The organism is Pseudomonas sp. LFM046, assembly GCF_000949385.2.
GTDB lineage: Bacteria > Pseudomonadota > Gammaproteobacteria > Pseudomonadales > Pseudomonadaceae > Metapseudomonas.
In genome coordinates, this window is sequence record NZ_JYKO02000001.1 from 1,439,976 (window position 1) to 1,465,413 (window position 25,438).

The following is a 25,438-nucleotide window of genomic DNA, read 5'->3' on the forward strand; positions in this document are numbered from 1 at the left end:
GGACTTACTTGACGCGCTGACCGGGCTTGGCGCCGCTGTCGGGGCTCAGCAGGTAGATATCCTCGCCGCCGGGGCCGGCCGCCAGGACCATGCCTTCGGAGACGCCGAACTTCATCTTGCGCGCCGCCAGGTTGGCGACGTAGAGGGTCAGGCGACCTTCCAGCTCGCTCGGGTTCGGGTAGGCGCTCTTGATGCCGGAGAAGACGTTGCGCTTGGCATCGCCGATGTCCAGGGTCAGGCGCAGCAGCTTGTCCGCGCCTTCGACGAACTCGGCCTTCTCGATCAGCGCGATGCGCAGGTCGACGGCGGCGAAGGTGTCGAAGGCGATTTCCGCCGCCAGGGGCTCCTTCACCAGCTCGCCGTTGCCCTGGGGCGCGGGCGCCGCAGCGGCCAGGTCTTCCTTGGAGGCGGCGATCATGGCTTCGATCTTGGCCGGCTCGATGCGGGTCATCAGCGGATTGAACGCGTTCAGCTGGTGGTCGGCCAGCAGCACCTTGTGGTCGTCCCAGGTCAGCGGGGCGACGTTGAGGAACTGCTCGGCAGCGGCGGCCAGATGCGGCAGCACGGGCTTGAGGAAGATCACCAGTTGGCGGAACAGGTTCACGCCGGCGGCGCAGACGGCCTGCACCTCGGCCTGCTTGCCTTCCTGCTTGGCCAGGGCCCAGGGCGCCTTGTCGGCGATCCAGGCGTTGGCGCGGTCGGCGAGCGCCATGATTTCACGCATGGCGCGGGCGAAATCACGGTTCTCGTAGGCGTCGGTGATGCTCGGCGCGGCAGCGGCAAAGTCCGCGAACAGCTCGGGGGCGGCGTTTTCGGCCACCAGCTTGCCGGCGTTGCCCTTGTGGATGAAACCGGCGCAGCGGCTGGCGATGTTGACCACCTTGCCCACCAGGTCGGAGTTCACCTTCTGCACGAAGTCGTCCAGGTTCAGGTCGAGGTCGTCGACGCTGCGGCTCAGCTTGGAGGCGTAGTAGTAGCGCAGGTATTCCGGCTGCAGGTGATCCAGGTAAGTGCGCGCCTTGATGAAGGTGCCACGGGACTTGGACATCTTCTGGCCGTTCACGGTCAGGTAGCCGTGCACGTTCAGCGCGGTGGGCTTGCGGTAGCCGGCGCCTTCGAGCATGGCGGGCCAGAACAGGGCGTGGAAGTTGACGATGTCCTTGCCGATGAAGTGGTACAGCTCGGCCTTGGAGTCCTTGTTCCAGAAGGCATCGAAGTCCAGCTCGGGACGACGTGCGCAGAGGTTCTTGAAGCTGGCCATGTAGCCGATGGGAGCGTCCAGCCAGACGTAGAAGTACTTGCCGGGGGCGTCCGGGATTTCAAAGCCGAAGTAAGGGGCGTCACGGCTGATGTCCCACTCCTGCAGGCCGGCATCCAGCCATTCGGCGATCTTGTTGGCCACCGAATCCTGCAGGGCGCCGCTGCGGGTCCACTCCTTCAGCATGGCGTCGAAGTCCGGCAGCTTGAAGAAGTAGTGCAGGGACTCCTTGAGCACCGGCGTGGCGCCGGAGATGGCGGACTTCGGGTTCTTCAGCTCGGTGGGCGAGTAGGTTGCGCCGCACACTTCGCAGTTGTCGCCGTACTGGTCCTCGGCCGCGCATTTCGGGCAGGTGCCCTTGATGAAGCGGTCGGCCAGGAACATCTGCTTGTCCGGGTCGAAGTACTGGGTCACCGGGCGGGTGGCGATATGGCCGGCGTCGCGCAGCTTGGTATAGATGCTGCTGGAGAGGACGCGGTTCTCTTCCGAGTGGGTCGAATGATAGTTGTCGAAGTCCACCAGGAAGTCGGCGAAGTCGGTGGTGTGCTCGGCGCGGACGTTGTCGATCAACTGCTCGGAGGTGATGCCCTCCTTTTCGGCGCGTAGCATGATGGCCGAGCCGTGGGCGTCGTCGGCGCAAACGTAGACGGCCTGGTTGCCACGCATCTTCTGGAAGCGCACCCAGATGTCGGTCTGGATGTACTCCACCATATGCCCGAGGTGGATGGACCCGTTGGCATAGGGGAGGGCGCTGGTCACGAGGATTTTGCGGGGCTCGGTCATGGTGCTCGGCTACCGGATATGAAACGAAAGGGAAGTCGGCAACTATAAAGGCCCGGCGCGATTTTTTCACCCGTGGGCGACCCAGCGGCCGGGCGGTCGGTTAGGATAGCCGCCTGATTTGCTCGGTTATTCTTTGGAGTCCTGCCATGAGCACCCTCTCCCGCGCCCAGGTCGAAGCCACCCTGCGCCAGTTCACCGATCCCCACCTCGATCAAGACCCGGTCAGCGCCGGTTGCCTGCGCGAGGTCGATATCCAGGGCGGCAAGGTCCGCGTGCGCCTGGAACTGGGTTATGCCGCCGGGCTGTTCAAGGCCGGTTGGGCACAGATGCTGAAGATGGCCCTGGAGAACCTGGACGGCGTGGACAGCGCCGAGGTGCAGGTGGATTGCGTGATCGAGGCGCACAAGGCCCAGGAACAGGTGCCGGCGCTGACCAGCGTGAAGAACATTGTCGCCGTGGCCTCCGGCAAGGGCGGGGTGGGCAAGTCCACCACCGCCGCCAACCTGGCCCTGGCGCTCGCCCGTGAAGGCGCGCGGGTGGGTATCCTCGATGCCGATATCTACGGCCCCAGCCAGGGCATCATGTTCGGTATCCCCGAGGGCACCCGGCCGAAGGTGCGCGACCAGAAGTTCTTCGTGCCGATCGAAGCCCATGGCGTGCAGGTGATGTCCATGGCCTTCCTCACCGACGACAACACTCCGGTGGTCTGGCGCGGCCCGATGGTCTCCGGTGCGCTGATCCAACTGATTACCCAGACCGCTTGGGAGGACCTGGATTACCTGGTGGTGGACATGCCCCCGGGCACCGGTGACATCCAGCTGACCCTGGCGCAGAAGGTGCCGGTGGCTGGCGCGGTGATCGTGACTACTCCCCAGGACCTGGCCCTGCTGGACGCCAAGAAAGGCGTGGAGATGTTCCGCAAGGTGAACATTCCGGTGCTGGGCGTGGTGGAGAACATGGCGGTGCATATCTGCTCCAACTGCGGCCATGCCGAGCACCTGTTCGGCGAGGGTGGCGGCGAGAAGCTGGCCGCCCAGTACGGCGTGGAGCTGCTGGCGTCACTGCCGCTGTCGATGGCCATTCGCCTGCAGTCCGACGGTGGCCGGCCCACCACCATTGCCGATCCGGAAAGCCAGATCGCCATGATCTACCAGCAGATGGCCCGCAGCGTGGGGGCGCGCATTGCGCTGTCCGACCAGGCCGCCATCGCCATGCCGAACATCACTGTCAGCGACGACTGACGTTCCGGCCATCCGGCGGGGCCTTTGCCGAGGCTTCCGCCGGACTGTAAGATTCGCCGTCAAATTTTCAGCCCCTGACAGGAACACCGCCATGAGCATCAAATCGGACAAGTGGATTCGCCGCATGGCCCAGGAACACGGCATGATCGAGCCCTTCGTCGAGCGCCAGGTGCGCCGTTCGGGCGAGAGCCAGGTGATTTCCTTCGGGGTGTCCAGCTACGGCTACGACGTGCGCTGCGCCGACGAGTTCAAGGTGTTCACCAACATCCACTCGGCCGTGGTGGACCCGAAGAACTTCGACGAGAAGAGCTTCGTGGACATCAAGAGCGACGTCTGCATCATTCCGCCGAACTCCTTCGCCCTGGCCCGCACCGTGGAATACTTCCGCATCCCCCGCGACGTGCTGACCATCTGCCTGGGCAAGAGCACTTATGCCCGCTGCGGCATCATCGTCAACGTGACCCCGCTGGAACCCGAGTGGGAAGGCCACGTGACCCTGGAGTTCTCCAACACCACCAACCTGCCGGCGAAGATCTACGCCAACGAAGGCGTGGCGCAGATGCTGTTCCTGCAGTCGGACGAGTCCTGCGAAGTGTCCTACAAGGATCGCGGTGGCAAGTACCAGGGCCAGACCGGGGTGACCCTGCCCAAGGCCTGAGGCCTTTCTGGCGGCAATGAAAAAGCCGGGCGATTGCCCGGCTTTTTTGTGCCTGGTGGAGAGGGCGTCGGTGGGCTGAAGCCCACCCTGCGAGTGAGCGATTCAGCCCGTTACGCGACCATCACCTGATCAGGGCACCAGCGGCAGCATGCGCTTGTGCTGGGAGTTGTCGTAGGTGCGCACGATGATGGCGTAGGCCTCGGGGCTGACTTCCTGGCCGTGGAGGAAGGCGTCGATCTCTGCGTAGGTGACGCCGTGGGCTTCTTCGTCCGGCTTGCCGGGGCGCAGTTCTTCCAGGTCGGCGGTGGGGACCTTGTGCACGGCGCTGTCCGGCGCGCCCAGGTAGCGGGCGATGGCGCGCACCTGGTTTTTCACCAGGCCGGAGAGGGGGGCCAGGTCGCAGGCGCCGTCACCGAACTTGGTGAAGAAGCCCATCACCGCCTCGGCGGCGTGGTCGGTGCCGATCACCAGGCCGTTGTTGGCGTTGGCGATGGCGAACTGGGCCACCATGCGGATGCGTGCCTTGATGTTGCCGGCGACGAAATCGCGGCGGGCATCGGTGAGGTTGTTCAGGTGGGTGACCTGTTCGGCGAGGCCGATCACGCTGTCGGCGATGTTCACGGTTTCTTCTTCATCGGCGCGGATGAAGTTCATCGCCACCTGGGCGTCCGCCTCGTCGTGCTGGACGTTGTAGGGCAGGCGCACGGCGATGAAGCGGTAGCCGGCGTCGCCGGTTTCGGCGCGCAGTTCCTCCACCGAGAGCTGGGCCAGGCGGCCGGCGGTGGTGGAGTCGACGCCGCCGCTGATGCCGAGCACCAGCACCTTGAGGCCGGACTTGCGCAGGCAGTCCTTGATGAAGGTCTTGCGCCGCTCCACCTCGGCCACCAGGGCGGCTTCGTCGGCGAAGGGCGGGACAACGTCCAGGGCTTTGGCGATTTCTTGCTGGCGGTTGCTCATGTGCGGAGTCCTTACTGGGCGTCGGTGACGCGGAATACGTGTTTCAGGTAGGCGACGAAGTTTTCGTCGCGGCATTGGGTCTTGCCCGGTGCATCGGAAATCTTCGCCACCGGCTGGCCGTTGCAGCCGGTCATCTTGATCACGATGTTCATGGGCTCGACGCCGGGAATGTCACAGGTCAGGTTGGTGCCTATGCCGAAGCTGACGTGGATGCGCCCGCGCAGGGCGCGGTAGAGCGCCAGCGCTCGTGGCAGGTCGAGTCCGTCGGAGAATACGAGGGTCTTGGTCTGCGGGTCTATGCCCAACTGCTCGTAACGGCGGATGGCTTTTTCCGCCCACTCCAGGGGATCGCCGGAATCGTGGCGCAGGCCGTCGAAGAGCTTGGCGAAGTAGAGGTCGAAGTCGTTGAGGAAGGCCTGCATGGTGATGCAGTCGGTCAGGGCGATGCCCAGCAGGCCACGGTATTCGCGTACCCAGCAGTCGAGGGCGGCGATCTGGCTGTCGATCAGGCGCGGGCCGAGCTGCTGGTGGGCCATCAGCCATTCATGGGCCATGGTGCCGATGGGCTTGATGTCGTACTCGCGGGCCAGGTGGACATTGCTGGTGCCGACGAAGCGCCCCGGGAAATCGCGCTTGAGGATGTGCACCACTTCTTCCTGGACCTTGTAGGAGAAGCGCCGGCGGGTCCCGAAGTCCGCCAGTTGGAAGCCTTCCAGTTCTTCATCGCTGGCATTGGCCTTGAGCCAGTCGAGCTTGCGGTAGAGCTGTTCGCGCGCTTGCACCAGCTTGATGTCGCGATAGCGGTAGCGGTTGCGCACTTCGCTGATGATCGCCAGCAGCGGGATCTCGAACAGGATCACATGCAGCCAGGGGCCGCGCAGGCGCACACAGAGCTGGCCGTCCTCGATGCCCAGTTGCAGGTAGCGCAGGTTGAAGCGGAACAGGCTGAGGAAGCGGGTGAAGTCCGGCTTGATGAAGGGGATGCGCTCGAGGAAGTTGAGCTGGTCGGCGGTGATGGAGATGTCCGCCAGTTGTTCGATCTGGTAGCGGATTTCCGCGAGATAAGGCGTCAGGTCTTCATCGTTGCGGCAGCGGAACTCCCATTCGACTTCGGCGTTGGGGTAGTTGTGCAGCACCGCCTGCATCATGGTCAGCTTGTAGAAGTCGGTGTCCAGCAGGTTCTGGACGATGCGGCCGGAAAAGGCGCTATCGGGCATGTTCAGGCCTCCGTCGCGATGCGGTTCAAGGCGGCGTCCAGCGCTTCTTCGCTGGGACACAGGGTGATTCCCATGGCTTCCATTTCTGCGCAGGCGGCCTCCGCGGTGGCCTGGGCGATCGCCCGGCAGGCCGGGAGGTAGACGATAACCGCAAAGCCTGCGCGGCGCAGTTGCAGGGCCGTGGTCTTCACGCAGTAGTCCAGCGCCAGCCCGCCGACCAGCACCTGGGTCACGGCATTCTGCCAGAGAAACTCGATGACCCCCGTGCTGCGCTTCTCCGCCAGGTCGTGGTAGCAGGCACCGTAGGGGTGAAGGTCGGGTTCGACACCTTTCCAGACGAAGAAGTCATAGTCCAGCGGCGCAGGCAGCTCGTCGAGCAGTTCGAAGCCCGTTGTGCCGGGCACGCAGTGGCTCACCCAGGTGACGTCGGCGTTGGACAGCGGCAGCGGAGCGAGCATCTCCGCGTGGCTGCCGACCACCCAGGCGGCCTGGGGGCTGTGGGCGTCCTTGCTGCCGATGCGCAGATCGGCCCGGTCGGCGAGCAGGTTCAGGGGCGCGGCGATACGGTCGCCCTCGGGCACCGGCAGTTCCGCCGGGCAGAGCGGGGTGAAGCCCTTCTGGGCATCGACATCGAAGCTGGCGATTCGCATGGCGGCTTTCCTGGGGTTGGGTGCGTCTGGCAACATATTCCATCTCATGTAATATGTAGTCAAGTGTTGCATTGGTCGCAGCAAAAGAGCGCTGCCCCCCCCACCGCACGACAACCGCACACAGGGCGTCCATTGGCAGGCCTGGTGGTGGCGGAGGAAATGCGGGTGCTGCACAGTTCGGGTATTCGCCGGCGGTTCGGCAAAGGCCGGGTGTTGCCCGAGGTTCGGTGTCTGCCGGAGCTGCGCGGCGAACTGGAAATCGATAGGGAGTGGTAATGAGTTCTGCACAAGTTCTGGCCAGCGTCGACATCGTCGCCCTGCACCTGAATTCGGCGGCCGCATTGGAGGTGTTGCTGATCCGTCGTGCCCAGGCGCCGTTTGCCGATTGCTGGGCGTTGCCTGGCGTGTTGGTCAACGGTCGCTGTGCCGACGCCGATCTGGATTCGGCCGCGACGCGGGCGCTGGAGGAGAAGGCGCGGGTGCTACCGCGCTACCTGGAGCAGGTCGCCACCGTGGGCAATGCTCATCGCGACCCCCGTGGCTGGTCGCTGTCGACCTTCTATCTGGCCTTGCTGGACCCTGACTTCCAGGTGGCGGACGAGGACCTGCGACTTGTACCGCTGGACGACCTGCAGGACCTGCCCTTCGATCACGTGCATCTGGTGCGCCAGGCCCGCGAGCGCCTGGCCGGCAAGTCGGTGTACACCTCGATGCCGCTGCATCTCCTCGCCCCGCGCTTTACCGTCACCGAGGCGTTGGCGGCATTCCAGGCCTGCCTTGGCCAGCCAGTGCAGCACACGACGTTGCGTGGGCGCCTGGAGAAGATGAGGGGGCAGGGCTGGATACTCGACACCGGCGAGAAGAACCAGCCGAAGATGGGGCGCCCGCAGAATGTCCTGGCCCATTGCCCCGGGGAGGGTGGGCTCTACACCTTCGACCGCAGCGTGCTCTCCTGAGCCCCCGAATCGCAGGCAAAAGAAAAGGCGCCTTGGGGGCGCCTTGAAATGTGATCTATGGAGTAAGTCCACCGGATCAGATTGGTGGGGCGGCGGGAAGTTCCGCCGCCTGTGAATCATTTTTGCGGCGTCAGCATCAGGCGCTTGGTGCCGTAGATGGAATCCAGGTTCTGCGGCTGGAACGGGAACTTCATGTAGCGCGCCTTGAGCCACGCATCGATACCGTCGGCGTAGTTCGGGCTGGCCGGATTGCCGGACTGGCCGGAGCTGTTCACGCCGATCATGGGTTCAGGCTGGCCGAAGTCGACGATGATGCGCATGGCCGGGATCAGCCAGGTGTCGAAGCCCTGTCCCCAGTGGTACGCCGAGACGTTGAGGGTGCTGTGGTCGCCGCCGGCCGGGTAGGGGCCACGGTCCAGGTAGCCCTTCAGGGCGTTGAGGCTGGTGCGCTGGCTGGCGCTCATGTAGGGCGCCAACTGGGTGCTTTCGGTGACCCATTCGTAGGTGTGCAGCTTGCCCCACTGCCAGGCCTTGCGGTCGGCGCCGAGGCGGCTTTCGGCGAAGGTCACGGCGCTGGCCAGGCTGCGGGCCAGGATGGCCGGCTTGTCTTCCTTCTGCGGGGTGCCGATGTCGTCCCAGAACGGGCTGTCGACGCGGCCCAGCAGATGGTCGGCCTGGGCGGAGTACGAGAGGTCGGCGGTCTGCACCAGGGCACGCCAGGCCGGGCTGGTCTCCGGGCCCAGTTCGTCGAGGAAGATCTGCCGCGCGCTTTCGTGGAGGAAGGCGCCGTAGTAGGCGGCGTCCGCCGAGGTGGGGCTGAGGCGACCGTCAAAGGCCAGCAGGCGGTCGAGGCCTTCCCGGGCCTTGGCCCGCTCGGCCGGGGGCAGGGCGTCGATGGCCGTCTTCAGCGGCTGCGCCATGCCCGGGTCCTTCAGCATCGACTTGAGTTTGGCCGGGAAGGGGCTGGTCTGGTCGTATTGCATGGCGATCATGCTTTGCCAGTCGTGCTTGCCGCTGCCGGCCAGTTCGGCGATGCGCTCGGCGCGTTCCGGGTAGTACCAGGAGTTGGACAGCTGCACGCCATAGCCGCCCTGCACGGTGCGGTGGTTGGCTGTGCCCAGCCAGCCTTGGGCCGGGTCCTGGTCATAGGGGTGCAGCATGGGGTCGGCGTAGCCATCCCAGTCGTAGCGGCCATCCCAGCCGGGAGAGGGCAGCAGGCCGCGGCCTTCGCGGCGGTTCGGGTAGCGGCCGGTGACCTGCCAGGCGATGTGCTTGGCGTCGGCGTAGAGGATGTTCAGGCCCACGGCGCGAATGGCGCGGGTGGCCTCGTGGGCCTCTTCCACGGACTGGGCACGGGACAGGGCGAAGAAGGCGTCCAGGGACTGGTCGGCTTCGAACTGGCTGGTCTGCAGCGCGATACCGTAGCCGCTCTTGATCTCCATGGGCTGCAGGGGATGTTTGCGCGGGCCGAGGACGGAGTTCAGCAGCGGGCCATGACGGGTTTCGTAAATGACTTCGCGCACTGGGCGCTCGCCCTTGACGAAGAAGGTTTCCATGCGCTCGCTGGCGGGCACCCACTTGCCATTGGACTGGTAGTAGAGGCGGTTGCCCTCGCGCTTGACCTTCTCCAGGAAGAGGTCCTGGTTGTCGCCCATGACCATGGTCATGCCCCAGGCCAGTTTGCCGTTGAAGCCGGCCACCACCGCCGGTACACCGGCGACGGAGACGCCCGCGGCCTGGAATTTCGGCGAGCGGATCTGCACGAAGTTCCACACCGAAGGCATGGAAATGGGCAGGTGTGTGTCGTTGGCCAGGATGCTGCGGCCGGTACGGCTCTTCTGCGGGGCAATGGCCCAGTTGTTGGAAGCGGCGACGCCCAGCATGTTCAGGGCAGCAATCTGGCTGGTGGTGTCACTCAGCGCGGTCAGGCCGGGGATTTGCCCGCCCAGTTGCAGGCCCTTGAGCTTTTCGGCTTCCTCGAAGGGCAGCGGTTCATCCGGGTAGACGGGGGTCAGCCAGGGCAGCTTGTCGGCGCCGACCTTCTGCGCCATCACCAGGGAGGCGATTTCTTCCTGGAGGTTCACCGAGAGGCCGAAATTCAGCAGGGTGAACACCAGCACCGAGTCTTCCGGTTTCCAGTAGGCCGGCTTGTAGCCGGACTCGGCCAGGTCCATCGGCAGATTGTCGCGGTAGCGGTAGAGGTAGGCGTTCACGCCACGGGCATAGACCGCGAAGAATTCCTTCAGGCGCGGAGAGGCGTTCTTGTAGAGGATGTCGGCACTCTTGCGCAGGTTCACGGCGCGCATGAAGCGGTCGATCTCCAGCACGCCGGGGCCGGCCATCTCGGCCAGGCGACCTTCGGCCATCAGGCGCATCCCCACCATCTGGCTGAGGCGATCGGAGGCGTGGACATAGCCCAGCGTGAACAGGGCGTCGTGGAAGGTGGTGGTTTCGATCAGCGGCATGCCCAGCGGGTTGCGGCGGATCGAGACGCTCTGTGCCAGGCCCTTGACCGGCTGGAAGCCGGAGGTGGGCGGCAGGCTGCTGGAATAGCGGCTGTCCAGCCAGGACTGGCAGCCGCTGAGGCCGATCATGGCGCCAGCGGCGGCGGCAACGCAGAACCGGGGAAGGAAGCGCTTATAGGCTGGCGAAGCCATGGAACGGGCTCTCCTGAGAGGGGGCATCGGATCAAACGCGCTACGTTAGTGAGCCGCCCCGCGCCGTGCAAGCGCCGCCCGGCCTACTTTTTCACGGCGGCCGGATTGACCTGTTCCACCAGGGCGTAGGCGCGGGTGGTGGCTGGGCGATCCTTGATGGCCTGGTACCAGCGCTTGACGTTGGGGAAGTCGTCCAGGTTCTGGTCCTGCCATGGGTGGCGGTCGATCCAGGGATAGATGGCCATGTCGGCGATGCTGTAGTCGTCGCCGGCGACGAAGGTGCGGTCGGCCAGGCGCTTGTCCAGCACGCCGTAGAGGCGTGCGGTCTCTTTCACATAGCGCTGGATGGCGTAGGGCAGCTTCTCCGGGGCGAATCGGTTGAAGTGGTGATTCTGGCCAGCCATGGGGCCGAGGCCGCCCATCTGCCAGAACAACCATTGCAGGCATTCCTGGCGGCCGCGCAGGTCCTGGGGGATGAAGCGGCCGGTCTTCTCCGCGAGATAGAGGAGGATGGCGCCGGACTCGAACAGGGAAATAGGGTCGCCATTGTCGACCGGCTCATGGTCGACGATGGCGGGAATGCGGTTGTTCGGCGAGACCTTCAGGAAGTGGGGCTGGAACTGCTCGTCCTTGCCGATGTTGATCGGGTGGAGGCGATAGGGCAGGCCGGTTTCTTCGAGGAACAGGGTGATCTTGTGGCCGTTGGGCGTGGTCCAGTAATAGAGGTCGATCATCGGGAGGCTCCGGGGGACTTCTCACGGTCCTGAAACGAACAGGCCCGCACTTGGCGGGCCTGGAGGAGTGCGGAGGGCGTCAGGCGCCGTGGCACTTCTTGAACTTCTTCTGGCTGCCGCACGGGCAGGGATCGTTGCGGCCCACTTCCTTCAGCGGGTTGCGCACCGGCTCCTGATGGCCGTGGTTGCAGTGCGGGCCGTGCACGTGGTGGTGATGATCGTGGTCATGGTCGTGGTTGCAGTTCGGACCATGGACGTGGGGTTCTTGACTCATGAAGGTTCTACTCCGGGATGTAACTGCCGGGGATTATCTCGCCATTGCGGCTGAGGTGCACGCTCTTGCCGAACATCAACCCGGTCTTCACTTCGCCGTCGAGGCGGTACTTGATGGGCTCGTCGGGCTTTTCCAGGAGCTTGACGATGTACTTCATGTGCCGCCAGAGATTGGTGCGCACCGGTACGTCGAAGGTCTGGCTGCCGCGAGCGGGCACGGTGAACCAGGTGCTGGATTCGCCCGAGGCGAGCTTCACGTCGTTGAGGTGCACGGTGTAGACCAGTCCGCGCACCGGCAGGTTGACGTCATTAGGGTTGTCAATGCGAAAACGCAGCACGAACTGCTGTTCCAGCAGCTTGGCACGTACCACGTCCACCTTGATCAGTCGGACGTCAGGATCCTGGAAACCATCGCTGAACCAGGTAGAGCATCCGCTGAGGCCCGAAAGAGGAAGGGCGAAGATAAACAGTAGGCTGAGAATTCTTATCGTTTGCGCCTGGGAAAACATTGCAATACTCCAAGTGAAGCTCCAGTGTAACAAGCAACTGCTCGGCCGCAAGCTGTTGTGGCCTGAAAAAAACCTGCGCCATACTGCTGAGCAATTCGGACAGGAGTGTGACCAATGGGTCGTTACGAGATCGCCTTTTCCGGGAAGCTGGTTCCCGGGGCGCGGCTGGAGTTGGTGCAAGCCAACATGGCCAAACTGTTCCAGGCCGATGCCCAACGGATCGCCATGCTCTTCTCCGGGCGGCGCGTGATCCTCAAGAACAACCTCGATGAAGCCTCAGCCGAGAAGTACCGCTCCACCCTGGAGCGCGCCGGAGCGCTGGTCGAGGTGCTGTCCATGGAACCGGAAATCGAGGAAGTGGAACTGGCGCCGCCGCCTCAACCCGACCCCCGGCCCCAGCCGGTGCAAGCTCCGGCACCGGCCCCCGTGGCGACTCACGGTCGCTTGAAGGTCACCCCCCGAGATGAGTACATGGCTGCCTTCGTTGGGGTGGACGCTCCGGATTTCGGCATCGCCCCGGTAGGCGCCGACCTTCAGGACGCCAGACCAGAGGCACCGCCGCTGGACTTCGACTTCTCCAGCTTCAGCGTGGCGCCTGTCGGGAGTGACATGGGCCAGGCCAAGACGCCTCCACCGGAGCCGGCCCCTGACACTTCGCACCTGCGCCTGGAAGAGCGCAAATAGAATGAGGCCCGCATCGTGCGGGCCTCTTGCTTTGCATCAAAGGTAGCTCGAACAGCACTTCTTGAATTTCTGGCTGCTGCCGCACGGACAGGGATCATTGCGGCCGGCATCGAGCGGAACCGTCGGGTCGAGGAAATACCAGCGTCCCCCTGCCTGGACGAATGCCGACTTCTCTCGATGGCTGTGTTCGCCGCCCTGATCGTGCCACCGCGCGATGAAGGTGACGAAGGCATGCTCCGGCTGGCCGCCCAGCAGTTCATGGCTTTCGACCTCCAGCCCAAGCCAGGTACTGGACAGGCTCCAGGCGCGGATCGCCTCCACATCGAGGCCGGCACGCTGGGCGGGCAGGGTGGTTTCCACCAGGTAGTCCACCAGACCCAGCACATAGGCGCTGTAGCGCGAACGCATCAGTGCCTCGGCACTGGCGGCGGGATGGCCCGCGTGGTGGCGGCCGCAGCAGACGTCGAGCAGGTTGCCGCTACCGCAGGGACAGATCGCAGTGCTCATGGATTACCACCAGTACTTGCCGAAGTTTTGCGGATTGGCCCAGAACTTGGCGTTCAGCCAGTCAGGGACCTGCTTGTATTCGCGCAGGTCGTAGGTAAAGAGGGTCAGGGTCTGCTCCTCACGGCGGAAACGCTCGCTGGCTTGCAGGGCCAGGGCGAAGAAGTCGGTGTCCTGCCAGCCGCAGGCGCCAAGGTCCGCCAGCACGGCCACGCGGCTCGCGTTGAGGTTGCGGATGCCGCCGAGAAGCTCCAGGCCGGTGCGCTTGGGCAGGTGCTCCAGGCAGTCTGCCAGGAGTGCGAGGTCGAAGCGGCGTCCGGCTTGCTCAGCCGGCAGCGGGCCAGCGCAAACCTGCACCACCTCGCTGTCCGGGTGGGCAGCCGCAAATGCCTCGAGGGCCGGGAGTGGGCTGTTGCCCACCAGCAGCAGGCTCTTGGGCGCGTAGCGTTCGAGCAGCGCCGCAAGGGCTTGCTGGGGCGTGCGGGAAGAGAAGCTATCAGTCATCGAAAATCCTCGAACAGGTGGGGCAAGACTAGCCTGAAGGCGAGTCATGGCCTAGTGCTGGCGGTTTCCAAAGCTGGCGTCTTTACTCCCTAAGTGTCGGTATGGGCCGATTATTAGAGGAGACTCGCTTATGAGCATTACACGGACAGCTTTACCCCTTGTACTAGTGACCAGCGTTCTGACCGGTTGCTCCGGTCTGCAGAAAACCGACTGGCCCACATGCGCAGCAGTAGGGGGTGTGGTAGGTGCAGGGCTGGGTGCGATCGAGAGCGCCACCTGGGCTGGGTGGGGCACGCTGATCGGCGCTGGCACAGGGGCCGCCTATTGCTGGGTTCACGGCGATGGTGACGAAGACGGTGATGGCGTGTTTGACAGCCGCGACAAGTGCCCCGGCACCCCGCCTGGAACCAAGGTGGACGCCGATGGCTGCCCGATCAAGGTTGAAGCTCCGGTCGTTGAAGCACCGGCCGTGGTCGAGCACGAGACTATCGTCGTTCGTGACCTGCTGTTCTCCTTCGACTCCGCCAAGCTGGACCCGGCCGACGAGGCCAAGTTGGATGACGTTGCCACCCGCCTGAAGAACGAAGCACCGAATGCCAAGCTGACCGTGACGGGTCACACCGACAGTGTCGGCTCCGACAAGTACAACCAGAAACTCTCGGAACGCCGCGCCCAAGCGGTGGCCGACTACCTGGTTCGTAGTGGCATCCCGGCGTCCAGCATCGTGAGCGTCAATGGCGCGGGGGAAAGCCAACCGGTAGCCGATAACGCCACCAAGGACGGCCGCGCGATGAACCGCCGCGTGGAAATCCAGATCGACCGCTGATCCCGGTATTCCACGGCGCACGCCTTGTGCGCCGTGGACCTCCGGTCTTTACTCCTGTGGTACCGGCGTGGCCGGTGGCACAGGAGAATCATCATGGACAAGCAACTTCCCCGAGTTGCGATTTCACTTCTTCTGGTCAGCAGTTTCCTTTCCGGTTGCGCCACGTCCAGTGATGGCAGTGCTGCGCTCAATCAAGGGAATTGGCCAATTTGTAGTCTTATTGGCGGCGCAGTTGGCGGTGGCCTGGGTGCCATCGAGAGTTCCGCCTGGGCGGCTGGTGGCGCCGCGGCTGGTGCCATAGCTGGTGGTCTGATCTGCTATGCCCAGGATGGCGATGCCGACGGCGATGGCGTATTCGATCGCCGTGATACCTGCCCCGATACGCCGGCCGGCAAGCCGGTCAACGTCAATGGATGTCCGGAGCGGACTTATCCCCAAGCGCCTGCTGCCGAAGCACCGGCGGCGCCCCAGGACGAGGTGATCGTACTCAGCGACATGGGCAACGTGCTGTTCGCGTTTGACTCCGCGGAGCTGACTTCGGACGCCAAGGACCAACTGGCTGGCGTTGCCAATCGCCTGACCAGTGCCAACCTGGTCAGCGTAAAAGTGATCGGACATACCGACAGCAAGGGCTCGGATGCCTACAACCAGCGGCTTTCCGAGCGACGAGCGAAAAGTGTGGCGGATTTCCTGGCGAGCCAGGGCGTGCCTCCCGACAAGCTGTCCACGGAGGGTATGGGTGAGAGCCAGCCGGTGGCCGACAACGGCACCGATGCAGGGCGCTCGCAGAACCGCCGCGTAGAAATCCGCGTCGATCGCTGAATGATTTCGTTACCCAATGTGTAGGGGCTGTCCCCGGCCCCGCGCTTTTCCCGGCGGCGCTCTGGTGCGCCGCCGGGCTTAAGCGTATGTTCCGCACACCTAAAAACAATGCCAGGAGGGGAGGCATGCGAGTATTCATGGAGCTGGGCAAGGTGGTTGCCCTGATGTTCTGGCTGGTGGTGATCATCAATCTGGTTTCACCCTTCGCCACGCCTTTCGAGATGCTGCTCAATGGCGCCGCGATCCTGCTGATCCTGGTGCACCTGTTCGAAATCCTGATGTTCAATTCGTTGCTGCGCGGTCGCGCCCGGCCCTGGGTGGATCGCCTGCAATTGCTCCTGTTCGGTGTCTTCCACCTGCTCAGCATTCCGCGCCATGCCAAGGAGGCACACCATGCGTAAGCTCTGCCTGTTGGCGGCCCTGACCGCGCCTGTTGCCCTGGCTCAGAACCAGGTGAAGGTGGATGCCCACAATTTCCTCAAGCTGCCGTCCCGGGCCGGGAGCCTCAGCCTCGATCAGGTCGAAGTGGCCGACTACGCCACCTTGCTGATCCCGGCGGGCGTGACCGAACTGCGTATTGGCGAGCTGCACATGGGGCGCGAGGCGCGCCTCGGCATCGCGCCATCGGAGCAGGAATTCCGCCTTGAAGTGCAGCGGGGCGAGATCGGCACCGGTAGCAACATCACGGCATCCGGCTCGGCCGGCAGCATGAGCAAGCCGGCCAGCCCCGGCCGAAATCTCAATCTGCGGCTGGTGGATGTGCGAGTCAGCGAGATGACCCTGGACGTGCGCGGCGGCATCGGCGCCCCCGGTTATCAAGGGCTGGATGGCGCCGATGGCGACGCCGCCGGGTGCATCTGGGGCCAGGCGGACCGCGGCTGGGATGGCCAGCCCGGTGGCGACGGTCAGGCGGGCGGTGCGGGCGGTCAGGTCCGCCTGGAAGTGCCGGCGGAATTCCCGGTCGAGCTGGTTCGTGTACGGCTGGAAGGTGGTGCTGGCGGCGCGGCGGGCGAGGGCGGTGCGGGTGGCCACGGCGGGTCTGCCAAGGGCTGCCTGGTCTACAAAGCCGATGGCGCGGCTGATGGCCGCGCCGGGCAACCCGGCCGGGCCGGTGCTGCCGGCAATTCCGGCAGCCTCAAGGTCATTCGGTTCTGATTCGGCGAAGGCGCACAAGGACGTGCGCCAGCTTCAGAAGCTGAGGCGGATCGCGACGACCGTCACCAGCGCCAGGCCGATAAGCAGGTTGAATCCCACCACGCGGCGAATGCGGCCTAGCACCGCGCCACCTTCCGGCCAGTTTTCGGCATTCACCGCCGCGCGCAGCTGGGGCAGCAGCAGGGCGCTGACCCGCACGAAGAGCGCGAGCATCGCGATATAGAGCCCGATCATCATGTGCACATAGCGCGGCGCCGCCTCCAGGCTGGCGAACGACAGGTGCAGCATGCCGACGCCGGTGAAGGGCAGCACCAGCACCGCCGGCCACACCCACTGGAAGAAGCGACGGAACACTTCGAGCCACAGACGCAGGCGCGCCGGGGGTTCCAGGGTGGTCACGGCTGCCGGCCGGAGAATCATCCAGGCGAAGAACATGCCGCCGACCCAGATCAGGGCGGCCAGCAGGTGCAGGGCGTAAAGGGCGGCGTGGGCGGTCATCCGGTCAACTCCATTCGGCGGGGAAAAGAAGGCGCGCTATGATAGCCGGCCTGTTAAAGTACTGAAAATTTATCCAGCGTTCCGGCCCCGCCATTTCCCATGCTCAGCTCCGAACTCAAGTCCCAGATCCAGGGCGCCTACAGCCGTTTTCTCGAAGCCAAGGGGCTCAAGGCCCGCTACGGCCAGCGCCTGATGATCGCCGAGGTGGCCAAGGTCCTCGGTGCCATCCCGATGGATGACGAAGGGCACCGTGAGGGCGAGCCTGCCGTGGTGGCGGTGGAAGCGGGAACGGGTACCGGCAAGACCGTGGCCTACAGCCTGGCGACGATTCCCGTAGCAAAAGCCGCTGGCAAGCGCCTGGTGATCGCCACCGCCACCGTCGCCCTGCAAGAGCAGATTGTCCACAAGGACCTGCCCGACCTGATGCGCAACAGCGGCCTCAACTTCAGCTTTGCGCTGGCCAAGGGGCGTGGCCGCTACCTGTGCCTGTCCAAGCTCGACATGCTGTTGCAGGAAGGCCAGGCCCAGAGCGCCACCGCGCAGTTGTTTGCCGATGAAGGTTTCAGCATCGACGTCGACGAGAAGGGTCAGAAACTGCTCAACCAGATGATCGAACGCCTTGCCGGCAATCGCTGGGATGGCGACCGCGACTCCTGGCCCGAGGCCATCGAGGATCAGGACTGGGCACGGGTCACCACCGATCACAGCCAGTGCACCAAGCGCCACTGCCCGAACTTCCAGCAGTGCGCCTTCTACAAGGCGCGGGAAGGCATGACCAAGGTGGACGTCATCGTCACCAACCACGACATGGTGCTGGCCGACCTGGCCCTGGGTGGTGGTGCGGTGCTGCCGGACCCGCGCGACACCCTCTACGTATTCGACGAAGGCCACCATCTGCCGGACAAGGCCATCGGCCACTTCGCCCACTACACCCGCCTGCGCTCCACCGCCGACTGGCTGGAGCAGGTAGCCAAGAACCTCACCAAGCTGCTGGCGCAGAATCCGCTGCCGGGTGAATTTGGCCGTCTGGTGGAAGGCGTGCCGGAACTGGCGCGGGAAATCCGTACCCACCAGCAGTTCATGTTCAACGCCTGCGAGGAGATCGCCGATTTCCGCGCCGGTGAGGACATGGAAGGCCGCGACCGCCCCCGTCACCGCTTCGATGCCGGCGTTGTACCCGAGCATCTGCGGGAGCTGGGCATCGAGCTGAAGAAAGGCTTTTCCAGGCTCAACGACGTCTTCACCCGGTTGACCGAACTGCTCAAGGAAGCCATGGACGGCGAGGCCAGCATTGGTGTCGCCAGCCATCAGGCAGAGGAGTGGTACCCGCTGTTCGGCAGCCTGCTGACACGCGCCCAGGGCAACTGGGAGCTCTGGACGGCCTTCACCGCTGAAGACCCGGAGGACAGCCCGCCCATGGCGCGCTGGCTGACGTTGGCCGAGAGCGGTGCGCTGCATGACATCGAGGTCAATGCCAGCCCGATCCTGGCGGCCGAGACGTTGCGGCGGAACCTGTGGAACGTCGCCTACGGTGCCCTGGTGACCTCCGCCACCCTCACTGCCCTGGGCAAGTTCGACCGATTCCGCATGCGCGCCGGCCTGCCGAAGGTCGCCGTCACAGCCGTTGTCCCCAGCCCCTTCCAGCATGCCGATGCCGGTTTGCTGCGGGTACCGGACCTCAAGGCCGACCCCCGCGATGCCGCCGCCCATACCGCGGCCATCGTCCGCGACTTGCCCGCACTGGTGGAAGGCGCGCGCGGCACCCTGGTGCTCTTCGCATCCCGTCGGCAGATGCAGGATGTCTTCGAAGGCCTGGATCGCGACTGGCGTAAGCGGGTGCTGATCCAGGGCAACCTGTCCAAGCAGGAGACCCTGAACAAGCACAAGGCGCGAGTCGATGATGGCGAGTCCAGCGTGCTCTTCGGCCTGGCCAGCTTCGCCGAAGGTGTCGACCTGCCGGGTGCCTACTGCGAACACGTGGTGATCGCCAAGATTCCGTTCGCCGTCCCGGATGACCCGGTGGAGGCGGCCCTGTCCGACTGGATCGAGGCCCGCGGCGGCAATCCCTTCATGGAAATCGCCGTGCCCGACGCCTCGCTGCGCCTGGTGCAGGCCTGCGGTCGCCTGCTGCGCACCGAGTCTGACCGGGGCACCATCACCCTGCTGGACCGGCGCGTGGTTACCCAGCGCTATGGCCGTGCCATCCTCGATGCCCTGCCGCCCTTCCGTCGCGAAATAGCCTGACGGCGGCTCGCCCTTGACGCTGTGCGCCCCCCATCTGCGATGATGCCGGGGTTTTTGCGGGGGCCCCTCGGCCTCCGCGTGGTCCGCTTCATTTCGTCGGCTCCATGGCGAGAGACGAATTTCCTGCGGTCTATGCACAGCATTCTCTTGGGAACTCCGGTCCGATGCTTTCGACATCCAAACGCCCCCTCGTCCTGGCCATCCTCCTCGGGATGTCGGGAATCCCCCTGGCTGCCCAGGCAGAGACCCTGTTCAACTTCGTCCGCCCAATGGACGCCGTCCAGGTAGCCACCCAGGACGCCAACCTGCCGAGCGTGACCGCCGAAACCACGGCCAATGGCGAGATTCTTCGCCGCCTCACCTTCAACGCAGCCGAGAAGCCCAGCCTGCGCCTGACTCCGCAGAGCGGCACTTGGGATTGGTCCAAGGCCGAGGCCATGAGCCTGCGCATCCAGAGCGCCCAGGACTGGGCCATTACCCTGGACGTCGCTATTGAAAGTACCGACGGCAAGGTCCTGACCACTCAGGTGGCGCTGCCGGCCGGTCCGGCACAGACCCTGCTGGTGCCGCTGGCTTCCACCTCGCCCAATGCCCACGGGATGCGTGAGGCACCGCCGGTGCCCTGGACTCGTGATGGCCAGCGCTGGCTGCCGGCCACCCTGGTCAATGGCGAGCTGGATCGCAGCAAGGTCGCCTCCGTGACCCTCTCCCTGAACCAGCCGAATGCTGCCCAGAACGTGCTGCTCGGCCGCTTCGGTACTGTGGAGGACAACCAGCAGGCATCCCTCTACGAGGGCCTGATGGATGCCTACGGCCAATACGCTCGCGCCGACTGGCCGGGCAAGGTCAAGAATGACGAGCAACTGAAGAAGAGCGCCGAGCAAGAAGCCAAGCAACTGGCCGACTGGACCGCCAAGCTTCCGCAACAGGATGCCTACGGTGGCTTGCTGGGCGGCGAGACGTTCGAGGCCAGCGGCTTCTTCCGCACCGAAAAGCGCGGCGGTCGCTGGTTCCTGGTCACCCCGGAGGGCCATCCGTTCTTCTCTCTGGGGGTCAACGCCGTGACTCCCGACCTGAGCCAGACCTATGTCGAGGGCCGCGAGGCCATGTTCAAGGCACTGCCCAAGGACAACGAGCCGCTCGCCACCCACTTCGGCAAAGGCGATGACCGCGCGGAGACCGACGCCAACAAGGGCCGTGCCTTCAACCAGGGGCGCTGGTACGACTTCTACGGCGCCAACCTGGAGCGCACCTACGGTGGCAATGACCGGCAGCGCTGGGTGGGCCACAGCCTGGACCGCCTCAAGGCCTGGGGCTTCAACACGGTGGGTAACTGGAGCGACCCGGACTTCAGTAACAGCAAGCGCATGCCCTACACCCTGCCGCTGTCGATCCACGGCGACTTCGCCACCATCAAGACCGGCTTCGACTGGTGGGGCGGCATGCCCGACCCCTTCGACCCACGCTTCGCCATGGCGGCCGAGCGGACCATTGCCATTGCGGCGCGAGACCATCGCGACGATCCCTGGCTGCTGGGCTTCTTCGCCGACAATGAACTGGCCTGGGGTGGCCATGGTGATGACCCGAAGGCCCGCTATGCCCTGGCCTACGGCACCTTGCGGTTGACCACCGACGTGCCGGCCAAGCGCGCCTTCCTCAAACAACTGCGGGACAAGTACCGGAACCAGGAGGGCCTCTCCAAAGCCTGGGGCATCGAGTTGCAGGCTTGGGAACTGATGGAGGACCCGGGGTTCGAGCCGCCGCTGCCGAACCCTGAGCACCCGGCCATCGAGGAAGACCTCAAGCGCTTCCAGCGTTTCTACGCCGACACCTATTTCAAGACCATCGCCGACTCGCTGAAGTGGCACGCGCCCAACCACATGCTGCTAGGTGGCCGCTTCGCCGCCACCGTGCCCGAGGCCATCGAGTCCTGCGCCCAGTACTGCGACGTGATCAGCTTCAACCGCTACACCCGCGAGCCGGAGCAAGGGCTGGACATGGACCTGCTGCGCCGGCTGGACAAGCCGGTATTGATCACTGAATTCCACTTCGGATCCCGCGATCGCGGTCCCTTCTGGGGCGGTGTGACTCAGGTCTACAAGGAAGAAGAGCGCGGTGCGGCCTACGCCAACTACCTTAAAAAGGCCGCCGAAGAGCCGCTGATCGTCGGCGCTCACTGGTTCCAGTACCTCGACCAGCCCGCCACCGGCCGTCTGCTGGATGGCGAGAACGGCCACCTTGGCCTGGTGGGCATCACCGACCGTCCCTGGCAGGGCTTCGTGGAGACGGTGCGCAAGGCCAACCTGGCGCTGGTCGACAGCATCAACAAGCCGCTCGAACCTCAGACCGCCCAAGCCAAGCAGCCGGCCGAACCCGCGAAACCGGCGCAGGCCGCTGGCAAGCAGCCTGAACCTGCCAGCGAGGCGAAGCCCGCCGAGCCGGACGAGGCCGCCCAGCAGGCCAAACCTGCCACATCGGATGCGCAGGCCGCTGAGAAACCAGAAGCTGAAAAACCTGAGGCCGAGCAGCCGGAGGCGGAAGCGGCGCAGCCGGAAGCACCGGCCCAGCCCTCCACCGCCACGGACGAGGACGCCGGGAAGCCCTGACGGGCAACCCGTCTTCCGCACGGTTCACAAGGGGCGGCAAGGCTGGAACAATGCCGCCTCCATTTTTTCAGGAGCATGCCGGTGCAGATCCAGGGCTATTTCGACTTGCGCTTCGAAGCGGCGAGGGAGGCATTCGCCGACCTCTTCAACGATCCGCAGGAGCGCGGCGCCGCCCTCTGTGTGCAGATCGGCGGGGAAACCGTGCTCGACCTCTGGGCCGGCGTGGCCGACAAGGACGGCCAGCAGGCCTGGCAGAGCGACACAATCCTCAACCTCTTCTCCTGCACCAAGACCTTCTCCGCAGTGACCCTGTTGCAGCTGGTGGGGGAGGGCAAGCTGGACCTGGACGCCCCTGTTGCGCGCTATTGGCCGGAGTTTGCCGCCGCCGGCAAGGAGAAGATCAGCGTTCGCCAGGTGCTCTGCCATCGCGCGGGCCTCCCGGCAATCCGCGCTGCGCTGCCTGCCGAGGCCCTCTACGACTGGGACGCGATGACCGCCGCCCTCGCCGCCGAGGAACCCTGGTGGACGCCGGGCGAAGCCCATGGCTATGCCCCCATTACCTACGGCTGGCTGGTGGGCGAGCTGATCCGCCGTGCCGACGGCCGTGCGCCCGGCGATTCCATCGTGACCCGCGTCGCCAGGCCCCTGGGCCTGGACTTCCACGTCGGTCTGGCGGACGAGGAATTCCACCGTGTTGCCCACATCGCCCGTGCCAAGGGCAATCTGGGCGATGCCGCGGCTCAGCGCCTGCTGAAGTGCATGATGACCGAGCCGAATTCCCTCAGCACCCGCGCCTTCACCAATCCGCCGTCCATCATGACCAGCACCAACAAACCGGAATGGCGGCGCATGCAGCAACCGGCCGCCAATGGTCACGGCAACGCGCGCAGCCTGGCGGGCTTCTATGCGGCCCTGCTGGATGGCCAATTGCTGGACGCCGAGTTGCTTGCCGAGCTGACCCGGGAGCACTGCCAGGGTGAGGACCTCACGCTGCAGACCGCTACCCGCTTCGGCCTTGGCTGCATGCTGGACCAACCGGACGTGGGCAATGCCACCTATGGCCTGGGTCGCTACACCTTCGGCCACCCCGGCGCTGGTGGCTCCACTGGATTCGCCGACCCTGAACGGGACCTGGCCTTCGGCTTCGTCACCAACACGCTCGGCCCTTACGTGCTGATGGACCCTCGGGCCCAGAAACTGGCACGGGTGGTCATGGGCTGCCTGGACTGAGCCGCTGGTCAGTCCAACAGATTTTTTCTAGGCGCAAGAACGGCTTGGAGAGAAAATTTAAGCCTCGCCATGAAAGTGAAGTGCCACCACTTGCGGGTGGCACGGGTCATTCGGTTCACAGGGTATCGCGAACATGAAACTGCTCAAGACGTCCACCTTGCTCCTCTGCCTTGCAGCCTCCGGCTGCAGCATGTACGGCCATGACAAGGGGGACGCTGGCGCCAAGCCGGAAGAAAAGGCCACCAGCAGCTCCAATTGGTGGTCGTTTGGAAGCAAGAAGGAAAAAGCCGCGGACAAGTCGGTAACCAAGATCGACGAGAAGCGGACCCAGGCCTGGCTGGACGAATACGAGCCGCGCCTGCGCGAGGCGGCGAAGGGCAGCAAGCTGGAGGTTGAACGCCGCGAGAACGTGCTGGTGGTCAGCCTGCCGGTGGACCCGTCGTTCAACCCGGACCGTCCGAGCATGCTGCTCCCTAACACCCTGGGCCCGATTACCCGCGTGGCCAAGCTGGTGGAAGGCGACCCCAGGACCGGCGTACTGGTGCTGGGCCATGCCGACAGCTCCGGCAAGGAAGACGCCAACCGCAAGCTCAGCCAGGAGCGCGCCCAGTCAGTGGCGGCCATCTTCCGCCTGAGCGGCCTGGAGCGTGATCGTCTGTCCCTCAAGGGCGTGGGCTCGGACGTGCCGCGCGCGGCCAACGACAGCCAGCAGGGGCGGGCACTGAACCGCCGCGTGGAAATCCTGCTCACCCCGCAGGAAACCCTGAAGGCGCTGATTGCCAAGTACAGCCAACCGGCGAAGCCCGAGCAGCCCAAGGTAGCTGCTACAGGTCAAGCCCGCTGAACCGGATCTGGGTAAGCTGAAGGACCCAGCAGACAAGGAATTGCCGAGATGACTCAGACCCTGGCCGACATGCGCCGCGATTACACCCGTGACGGGCTCAGTGAGGACAATGCGCCCGCTGAGCCTTTCAGCCTGTTCCAGAGTTGGTTCGGGGATGCGGTGAAGACCGAGCAACTGCCGGTCGAGCCCAACGCCATGACCCTCGCTACAGTGGATGCCCAGGGCCGCCCCCATTGCCGGGTGCTGCTGCTCAAGGGGCTGGACGAGCGAGGCTTCACCTTCTTCAGCAACTACGACAGCGCCAAGGGTGAGCAGCTCGCCACCAATCCCTTTGCCGCCATGACCTTCTTCTGGCCGGCCCTGGAGCGCCAGGTCCGCATCGAGGGCAGGGTGGAGCGGGTGACGCCTGCCGAGTCCGATGCCTATTACCAGGTTCGGCCCCTGGGCAGCCGGCTGGGCGCCTGGGCTTCGCCCCAGAGCCAGGTGATCCGCGATCGCGCTGAGCTCGAATCCCTGCTGGCGGAAACCGAACAGCGCTTCCTCGACCAGGCGCCCAACTGTCCGCCCCATTGGGGCGGCTATCGCCTGCTGCCCGAGCGTATCGAGTTCTGGCAGGGTCGGCCGAGCCGCCTGCATGACCGCCTCAATTACCGCCTGGAGAATGGAGCCTGGGTGCGGGAGCGCCTGGCCCCCTGAAACCGGTCAGTCCTGCGCCCGATAGCTGTCGGCTACCTGGTGCAGCCAGTCAGGCAACTGACGCCGCTTGACACCCGTCTCCTTCGCCCGAGCCAACTGCTCCAGCATGAAGGTCTGCTTGGCCGTGTCGCTACCGGCCAGGGAAAGCGCCAGGTCCCGGTCCATCCAGCGCTTGATGCGTACGTAGATCCACCAGTGGAAATACAGGCCGGCGGCGGTGGTGACGACGATGATGAAATAGTCCATGGGCTAACCTTTGGTGACAGGGAAGGCGTAGGACGATTCCTTGGCCGCTGTCAGAAAACTAAAATGTGGCTGATTGGACGCTGAGCAGTCTGTCCGGTCAGGTGACAGTCTCGGCGGCGCGGAGTCTAATTGATAGGTATCTCAATCTGGAGGAAATGCTATGCGTAAACCCGTTCTGCTGGTTGCCTCGTTCACGGCAGTGGCACTGGCGCTGGGTGGCTGTCAGTCGAGTCTGACCGGTGACACCTATTCCCGCGATGAGGCTCGTCAAGTACAGACCGTGCGCATGGGCACTATCGAATCCTTGCGTCCGGTGAAGATCGAAGGCACCAAGACGCCGGTCGGGGCCGGTGCCGGTGCGGTGGTCGGCGGTATCGGCGGCAGCACCATCGGTCAGGGGAAGGGCAGCGCGGTTGCCGCGGTGGTCGGCGCCGTCGCCGGCGGTCTCCTGGGCGCGGCTGCCGAGGAAGGCTTCACCCGTACCCAGGGTGTGGAGATCACCGTGCGTGAGGACGACGGCTCGATGCGCGCCTACGTCCAGGAAGTCCAGCCCAACGAAGTCTTCCGCGTGGGCGAGCGTGTTCGCATCATGACGGTCAACGGCACCAGCCGCGTCGCCCACTGAAGCTAAGCTTGTCCCGATCGGGACAGCTTGTTCTGTTTTTCCCCAGTCCTTTCGAAGAGGG

24 protein-coding genes and 2 pseudogenes are annotated in these 25,438 nt (G+C 64.8%); 14 read left to right on the plus strand and 12 right to left on the minus strand.

The features are described from left to right. Positions 1 to 4: 4 nt before the first annotated feature. Positions 5 to 2,041 (minus strand): methionine--tRNA ligase, encoded by a 2,037-nt coding sequence (gene metG / locus TQ98_RS06770; protein WP_044871704.1) that lies wholly within the window; start codon positions 2,039 to 2,041, stop codon positions 5 to 7. A gap of 146 nt (positions 2,042 to 2,187) precedes the next feature. Here metG and apbC point away from each other — a divergent pair, with 146 nt between their 5' ends. Together apbC and dcd are read left to right on the plus strand one after the other, a co-directional pair. Further along, positions 2,188 to 3,282 carry an iron-sulfur cluster carrier protein ApbC gene (gene apbC / locus TQ98_RS06775; protein ID WP_044871705.1) on the plus strand — a complete coding sequence of 365 codons (1,095 nt, stop codon included), beginning with the start codon at positions 2,188 to 2,190 and terminating at the stop codon, positions 3,280 to 3,282. Positions 3,283 to 3,373: 91 nt separating this feature from the next. After that, complete coding sequence (gene dcd, locus TQ98_RS06780) at positions 3,374 to 3,940, plus strand: dCTP deaminase (protein WP_044871706.1); 567 nt, start codon at positions 3,374 to 3,376, stop codon at positions 3,938 to 3,940. A 129-nt stretch (positions 3,941 to 4,069) separates the two neighbouring features. Here the strand turns inward: dcd and nadE are convergent, their stop codons facing one another. The 3 genes from nadE to TQ98_RS06795 are packed head-to-tail and all read right to left on the minus strand — an operon-like array spanning position 4,070 to position 6,764. After that, positions 4,070 to 4,897: an ammonia-dependent NAD(+) synthetase gene (nadE, locus tag TQ98_RS06785; protein WP_044871707.1), complete on the minus strand. Its 828-nt coding sequence runs from the start codon at positions 4,895 to 4,897 to the stop codon at positions 4,070 to 4,072. Between the two features lie 11 nt (positions 4,898 to 4,908). Then, entirely contained in the window at positions 4,909 to 6,114 is a 1,206-nt protein-coding gene (pncB, locus tag TQ98_RS06790) for a nicotinate phosphoribosyltransferase (protein WP_044871708.1), read from the minus strand. A 2-nt stretch (positions 6,115 to 6,116) separates the two neighbouring features. Continuing rightward, a complete protein-coding gene (locus TQ98_RS06795) occupies positions 6,117 to 6,764 on the minus strand; it encodes an isochorismatase family protein (RefSeq protein WP_044871709.1) in 648 nt (215 codons plus the stop codon). A gap of 275 nt (positions 6,765 to 7,039) precedes the next feature. Here TQ98_RS06795 and TQ98_RS06800 point away from each other — a divergent pair, with 275 nt between their 5' ends. Next, entirely contained in the window at positions 7,040 to 7,720 is a 681-nt protein-coding gene (locus tag TQ98_RS06800) for an NUDIX hydrolase (protein WP_044871710.1), read from the plus strand. A 116-nt stretch (positions 7,721 to 7,836) separates the two neighbouring features. Here the strand turns inward: TQ98_RS06800 and TQ98_RS06805 are convergent, their stop codons facing one another. From TQ98_RS06805 to TQ98_RS06820, 4 genes are all read right to left on the minus strand, one after another. Beyond that, positions 7,837 to 10,377: a penicillin acylase family protein gene (locus TQ98_RS06805; protein WP_044871711.1), complete on the minus strand. Its 2,541-nt coding sequence runs from the start codon at positions 10,375 to 10,377 to the stop codon at positions 7,837 to 7,839. Between the two features lie 83 nt (positions 10,378 to 10,460). Next, the gene (locus tag TQ98_RS06810; protein WP_044871712.1) at positions 10,461 to 11,111 is read right to left on the minus strand and encodes a glutathione binding-like protein; all 651 of its coding nucleotides are present in this window, start codon (positions 11,109 to 11,111) and stop codon (positions 10,461 to 10,463) included. A gap of 79 nt (positions 11,112 to 11,190) precedes the next feature. Further along, the gene (locus TQ98_RS06815) at positions 11,191 to 11,385 is read right to left on the minus strand and encodes an SEC-C metal-binding domain-containing protein (protein WP_044871713.1); all 195 of its coding nucleotides are present in this window, start codon (positions 11,383 to 11,385) and stop codon (positions 11,191 to 11,193) included. A gap of 7 nt (positions 11,386 to 11,392) precedes the next feature. Next, a complete protein-coding gene (locus tag TQ98_RS06820; RefSeq protein ID WP_044871714.1) occupies positions 11,393 to 11,893 on the minus strand; it encodes an LEA type 2 family protein in 501 nt (166 codons plus the stop codon). A gap of 114 nt (positions 11,894 to 12,007) precedes the next feature. On the opposite strand from TQ98_RS06820, the gene TQ98_RS06825 reads away from it, so the two are divergent. Further along, complete coding sequence (locus TQ98_RS06825) at positions 12,008 to 12,577, plus strand: hypothetical protein (RefSeq protein WP_044871715.1); 570 nt, start codon at positions 12,008 to 12,010, stop codon at positions 12,575 to 12,577. A gap of 36 nt (positions 12,578 to 12,613) precedes the next feature. On the opposite strand, the gene TQ98_RS06830 is transcribed toward TQ98_RS06825, so the two are convergent. Both TQ98_RS06830 and TQ98_RS06835 read right to left on the minus strand, forming a co-directional pair. Then, the gene (locus TQ98_RS06830; RefSeq protein WP_044871716.1) at positions 12,614 to 13,084 is read right to left on the minus strand and encodes a YchJ family protein; all 471 of its coding nucleotides are present in this window, start codon (positions 13,082 to 13,084) and stop codon (positions 12,614 to 12,616) included. A 3-nt stretch (positions 13,085 to 13,087) separates the two neighbouring features. Beyond that, entirely contained in the window at positions 13,088 to 13,585 is a 498-nt protein-coding gene (locus tag TQ98_RS06835) for a DUF6231 family protein (RefSeq protein WP_044871717.1), read from the minus strand. A gap of 130 nt (positions 13,586 to 13,715) precedes the next feature. Here TQ98_RS06835 and TQ98_RS06840 point away from each other — a divergent pair, with 130 nt between their 5' ends. The 4 genes from TQ98_RS06840 to TQ98_RS06855 all read left to right on the plus strand — a co-directional run bounded on the left by TQ98_RS06840 (position 13,716) and on the right by TQ98_RS06855 (position 16,388). After that, complete coding sequence (locus tag TQ98_RS06840) at positions 13,716 to 14,411, plus strand: OmpA family protein (protein WP_044871718.1); 696 nt, start codon at positions 13,716 to 13,718, stop codon at positions 14,409 to 14,411. Between the two features lie 93 nt (positions 14,412 to 14,504). Beyond that, complete coding sequence (locus TQ98_RS06845; protein ID WP_044871719.1) at positions 14,505 to 15,233, plus strand: OmpA family protein; 729 nt, start codon at positions 14,505 to 14,507, stop codon at positions 15,231 to 15,233. Between the two features lie 125 nt (positions 15,234 to 15,358). Next, complete coding sequence (locus tag TQ98_RS06850) at positions 15,359 to 15,634, plus strand: DUF1145 domain-containing protein (RefSeq protein ID WP_044871720.1); 276 nt, start codon at positions 15,359 to 15,361, stop codon at positions 15,632 to 15,634. Continuing rightward, complete coding sequence (locus tag TQ98_RS06855; RefSeq protein WP_044871721.1) at positions 15,627 to 16,388, plus strand: hypothetical protein; 762 nt, start codon at positions 15,627 to 15,629, stop codon at positions 16,386 to 16,388. The genes TQ98_RS06850 and TQ98_RS06855 overlap by 8 nt, the downstream gene beginning before the upstream one ends. 33 nt (positions 16,389 to 16,421) lie before the next feature. On the opposite strand, the gene TQ98_RS06860 is transcribed toward TQ98_RS06855, so the two are convergent. Next, complete coding sequence (locus TQ98_RS06860) at positions 16,422 to 16,886, minus strand: CopD family protein (protein WP_044871722.1); 465 nt, start codon at positions 16,884 to 16,886, stop codon at positions 16,422 to 16,424. Positions 16,887 to 16,985: 99 nt separating this feature from the next. On the opposite strand from TQ98_RS06860, the gene dinG reads away from it, so the two are divergent. The 5 genes and pseudogenes from dinG (at position 16,986) to pdxH (ending at position 24,506) form a co-directional block, all read left to right on the plus strand. Then, on the plus strand, positions 16,986 to 19,130 hold the full coding sequence (gene dinG / locus TQ98_RS06865; RefSeq protein ID WP_044871723.1) for an ATP-dependent DNA helicase DinG: 2,145 nt from the start codon (positions 16,986 to 16,988) through the stop codon (positions 19,128 to 19,130). A 164-nt stretch (positions 19,131 to 19,294) separates the two neighbouring features. Further along, a pseudogene (locus tag TQ98_RS06870) lies at positions 19,295 to 21,493 on the plus strand (beta-galactosidase); the annotation flags it as partial. Positions 21,494 to 21,817: 324 nt separating this feature from the next. Next, a complete protein-coding gene (locus TQ98_RS06875) occupies positions 21,818 to 22,966 on the plus strand; it encodes a serine hydrolase domain-containing protein (RefSeq protein WP_103103135.1) in 1,149 nt (382 codons plus the stop codon). Positions 22,967 to 23,099: 133 nt separating this feature from the next. After that, a pseudogene (locus TQ98_RS06880) lies at positions 23,100 to 23,753 on the plus strand (OmpA family protein); the annotation flags it as partial. A 105-nt stretch (positions 23,754 to 23,858) separates the two neighbouring features. Continuing rightward, entirely contained in the window at positions 23,859 to 24,506 is a 648-nt protein-coding gene (gene pdxH / locus TQ98_RS06885) for a pyridoxamine 5'-phosphate oxidase (RefSeq protein WP_044871642.1), read from the plus strand. 6 nt (positions 24,507 to 24,512) lie between these two features. Here the strand turns inward: pdxH and TQ98_RS06890 are convergent, their stop codons facing one another. Continuing rightward, entirely contained in the window at positions 24,513 to 24,752 is a 240-nt protein-coding gene (locus TQ98_RS06890) for a hypothetical protein (protein ID WP_044871641.1), read from the minus strand. A gap of 160 nt (positions 24,753 to 24,912) precedes the next feature. Between TQ98_RS06890 and TQ98_RS06895 the strand changes: the two genes are divergently transcribed. Then, entirely contained in the window at positions 24,913 to 25,377 is a 465-nt protein-coding gene (locus TQ98_RS06895; RefSeq protein ID WP_044871640.1) for a membrane protein, read from the plus strand. Positions 25,378 to 25,438 lie beyond the last annotated feature (61 nt).

What these genes read in the sequence shown, in the direction of transcription:
- dinG (WP_044871723.1), top strand. Translation starts at nt 16,986, where the DNA reads ATGCTCAGCTCCGAACTCAAGTCCCAGATCCAGGGCGCCTACAGCCGT.
- TQ98_RS06890 (WP_044871641.1), bottom strand. Translation starts at nt 24,752, where the DNA reads ATGGACTATTTCATCATCGTCGTCACCACCGCCGCCGGCCTGTATTTC.
- TQ98_RS06825 (WP_044871715.1), top strand. Translation starts at nt 12,008, where the DNA reads ATGGGTCGTTACGAGATCGCCTTTTCCGGGAAGCTGGTTCCCGGGGCG.
- nadE (WP_044871707.1), bottom strand. Translation starts at nt 4,897, where the DNA reads ATGAGCAACCGCCAGCAAGAAATCGCCAAAGCCCTGGACGTTGTCCCG.
- TQ98_RS06835 (WP_044871717.1), bottom strand. Translation starts at nt 13,585, where the DNA reads ATGACTGATAGCTTCTCTTCCCGCACGCCCCAGCAAGCCCTTGCGGCG.
- TQ98_RS06800 (WP_044871710.1), top strand. Translation starts at nt 7,040, where the DNA reads ATGAGTTCTGCACAAGTTCTGGCCAGCGTCGACATCGTCGCCCTGCAC.
- TQ98_RS06805 (WP_044871711.1), bottom strand. Translation starts at nt 10,377, where the DNA reads ATGGCTTCGCCAGCCTATAAGCGCTTCCTTCCCCGGTTCTGCGTTGCC.
- TQ98_RS06860 (WP_044871722.1), bottom strand. Translation starts at nt 16,886, where the DNA reads ATGACCGCCCACGCCGCCCTTTACGCCCTGCACCTGCTGGCCGCCCTG.
- pdxH (WP_044871642.1), top strand. Translation starts at nt 23,859, where the DNA reads ATGACTCAGACCCTGGCCGACATGCGCCGCGATTACACCCGTGACGGG.
- TQ98_RS06895 (WP_044871640.1), top strand. Translation starts at nt 24,913, where the DNA reads ATGCGTAAACCCGTTCTGCTGGTTGCCTCGTTCACGGCAGTGGCACTG.
- TQ98_RS06840 (WP_044871718.1), top strand. Translation starts at nt 13,716, where the DNA reads ATGAGCATTACACGGACAGCTTTACCCCTTGTACTAGTGACCAGCGTT.
- TQ98_RS06850 (WP_044871720.1), top strand. Translation starts at nt 15,359, where the DNA reads ATGCGAGTATTCATGGAGCTGGGCAAGGTGGTTGCCCTGATGTTCTGG.
- TQ98_RS06795 (WP_044871709.1), bottom strand. Translation starts at nt 6,764, where the DNA reads ATGCGAATCGCCAGCTTCGATGTCGATGCCCAGAAGGGCTTCACCCCG.
- apbC (WP_044871705.1), top strand. Translation starts at nt 2,188, where the DNA reads ATGAGCACCCTCTCCCGCGCCCAGGTCGAAGCCACCCTGCGCCAGTTC.
- TQ98_RS06845 (WP_044871719.1), top strand. Translation starts at nt 14,505, where the DNA reads ATGGACAAGCAACTTCCCCGAGTTGCGATTTCACTTCTTCTGGTCAGC.
- TQ98_RS06815 (WP_044871713.1), bottom strand. Translation starts at nt 11,385, where the DNA reads ATGAGTCAAGAACCCCACGTCCATGGTCCGAACTGCAACCACGACCAT.
- metG (WP_044871704.1), bottom strand. Translation starts at nt 2,041, where the DNA reads ATGACCGAGCCCCGCAAAATCCTCGTGACCAGCGCCCTCCCCTATGCC.
- TQ98_RS06830 (WP_044871716.1), bottom strand. Translation starts at nt 13,084, where the DNA reads ATGAGCACTGCGATCTGTCCCTGCGGTAGCGGCAACCTGCTCGACGTC.
- TQ98_RS06820 (WP_044871714.1), bottom strand. Translation starts at nt 11,893, where the DNA reads ATGTTTTCCCAGGCGCAAACGATAAGAATTCTCAGCCTACTGTTTATC.
- TQ98_RS06855 (WP_044871721.1), top strand. Translation starts at nt 15,627, where the DNA reads ATGCGTAAGCTCTGCCTGTTGGCGGCCCTGACCGCGCCTGTTGCCCTG.
- dcd (WP_044871706.1), top strand. Translation starts at nt 3,374, where the DNA reads ATGAGCATCAAATCGGACAAGTGGATTCGCCGCATGGCCCAGGAACAC.
- pncB (WP_044871708.1), bottom strand. Translation starts at nt 6,114, where the DNA reads ATGCCCGATAGCGCCTTTTCCGGCCGCATCGTCCAGAACCTGCTGGAC.
- TQ98_RS06810 (WP_044871712.1), bottom strand. Translation starts at nt 11,111, where the DNA reads ATGATCGACCTCTATTACTGGACCACGCCCAACGGCCACAAGATCACC.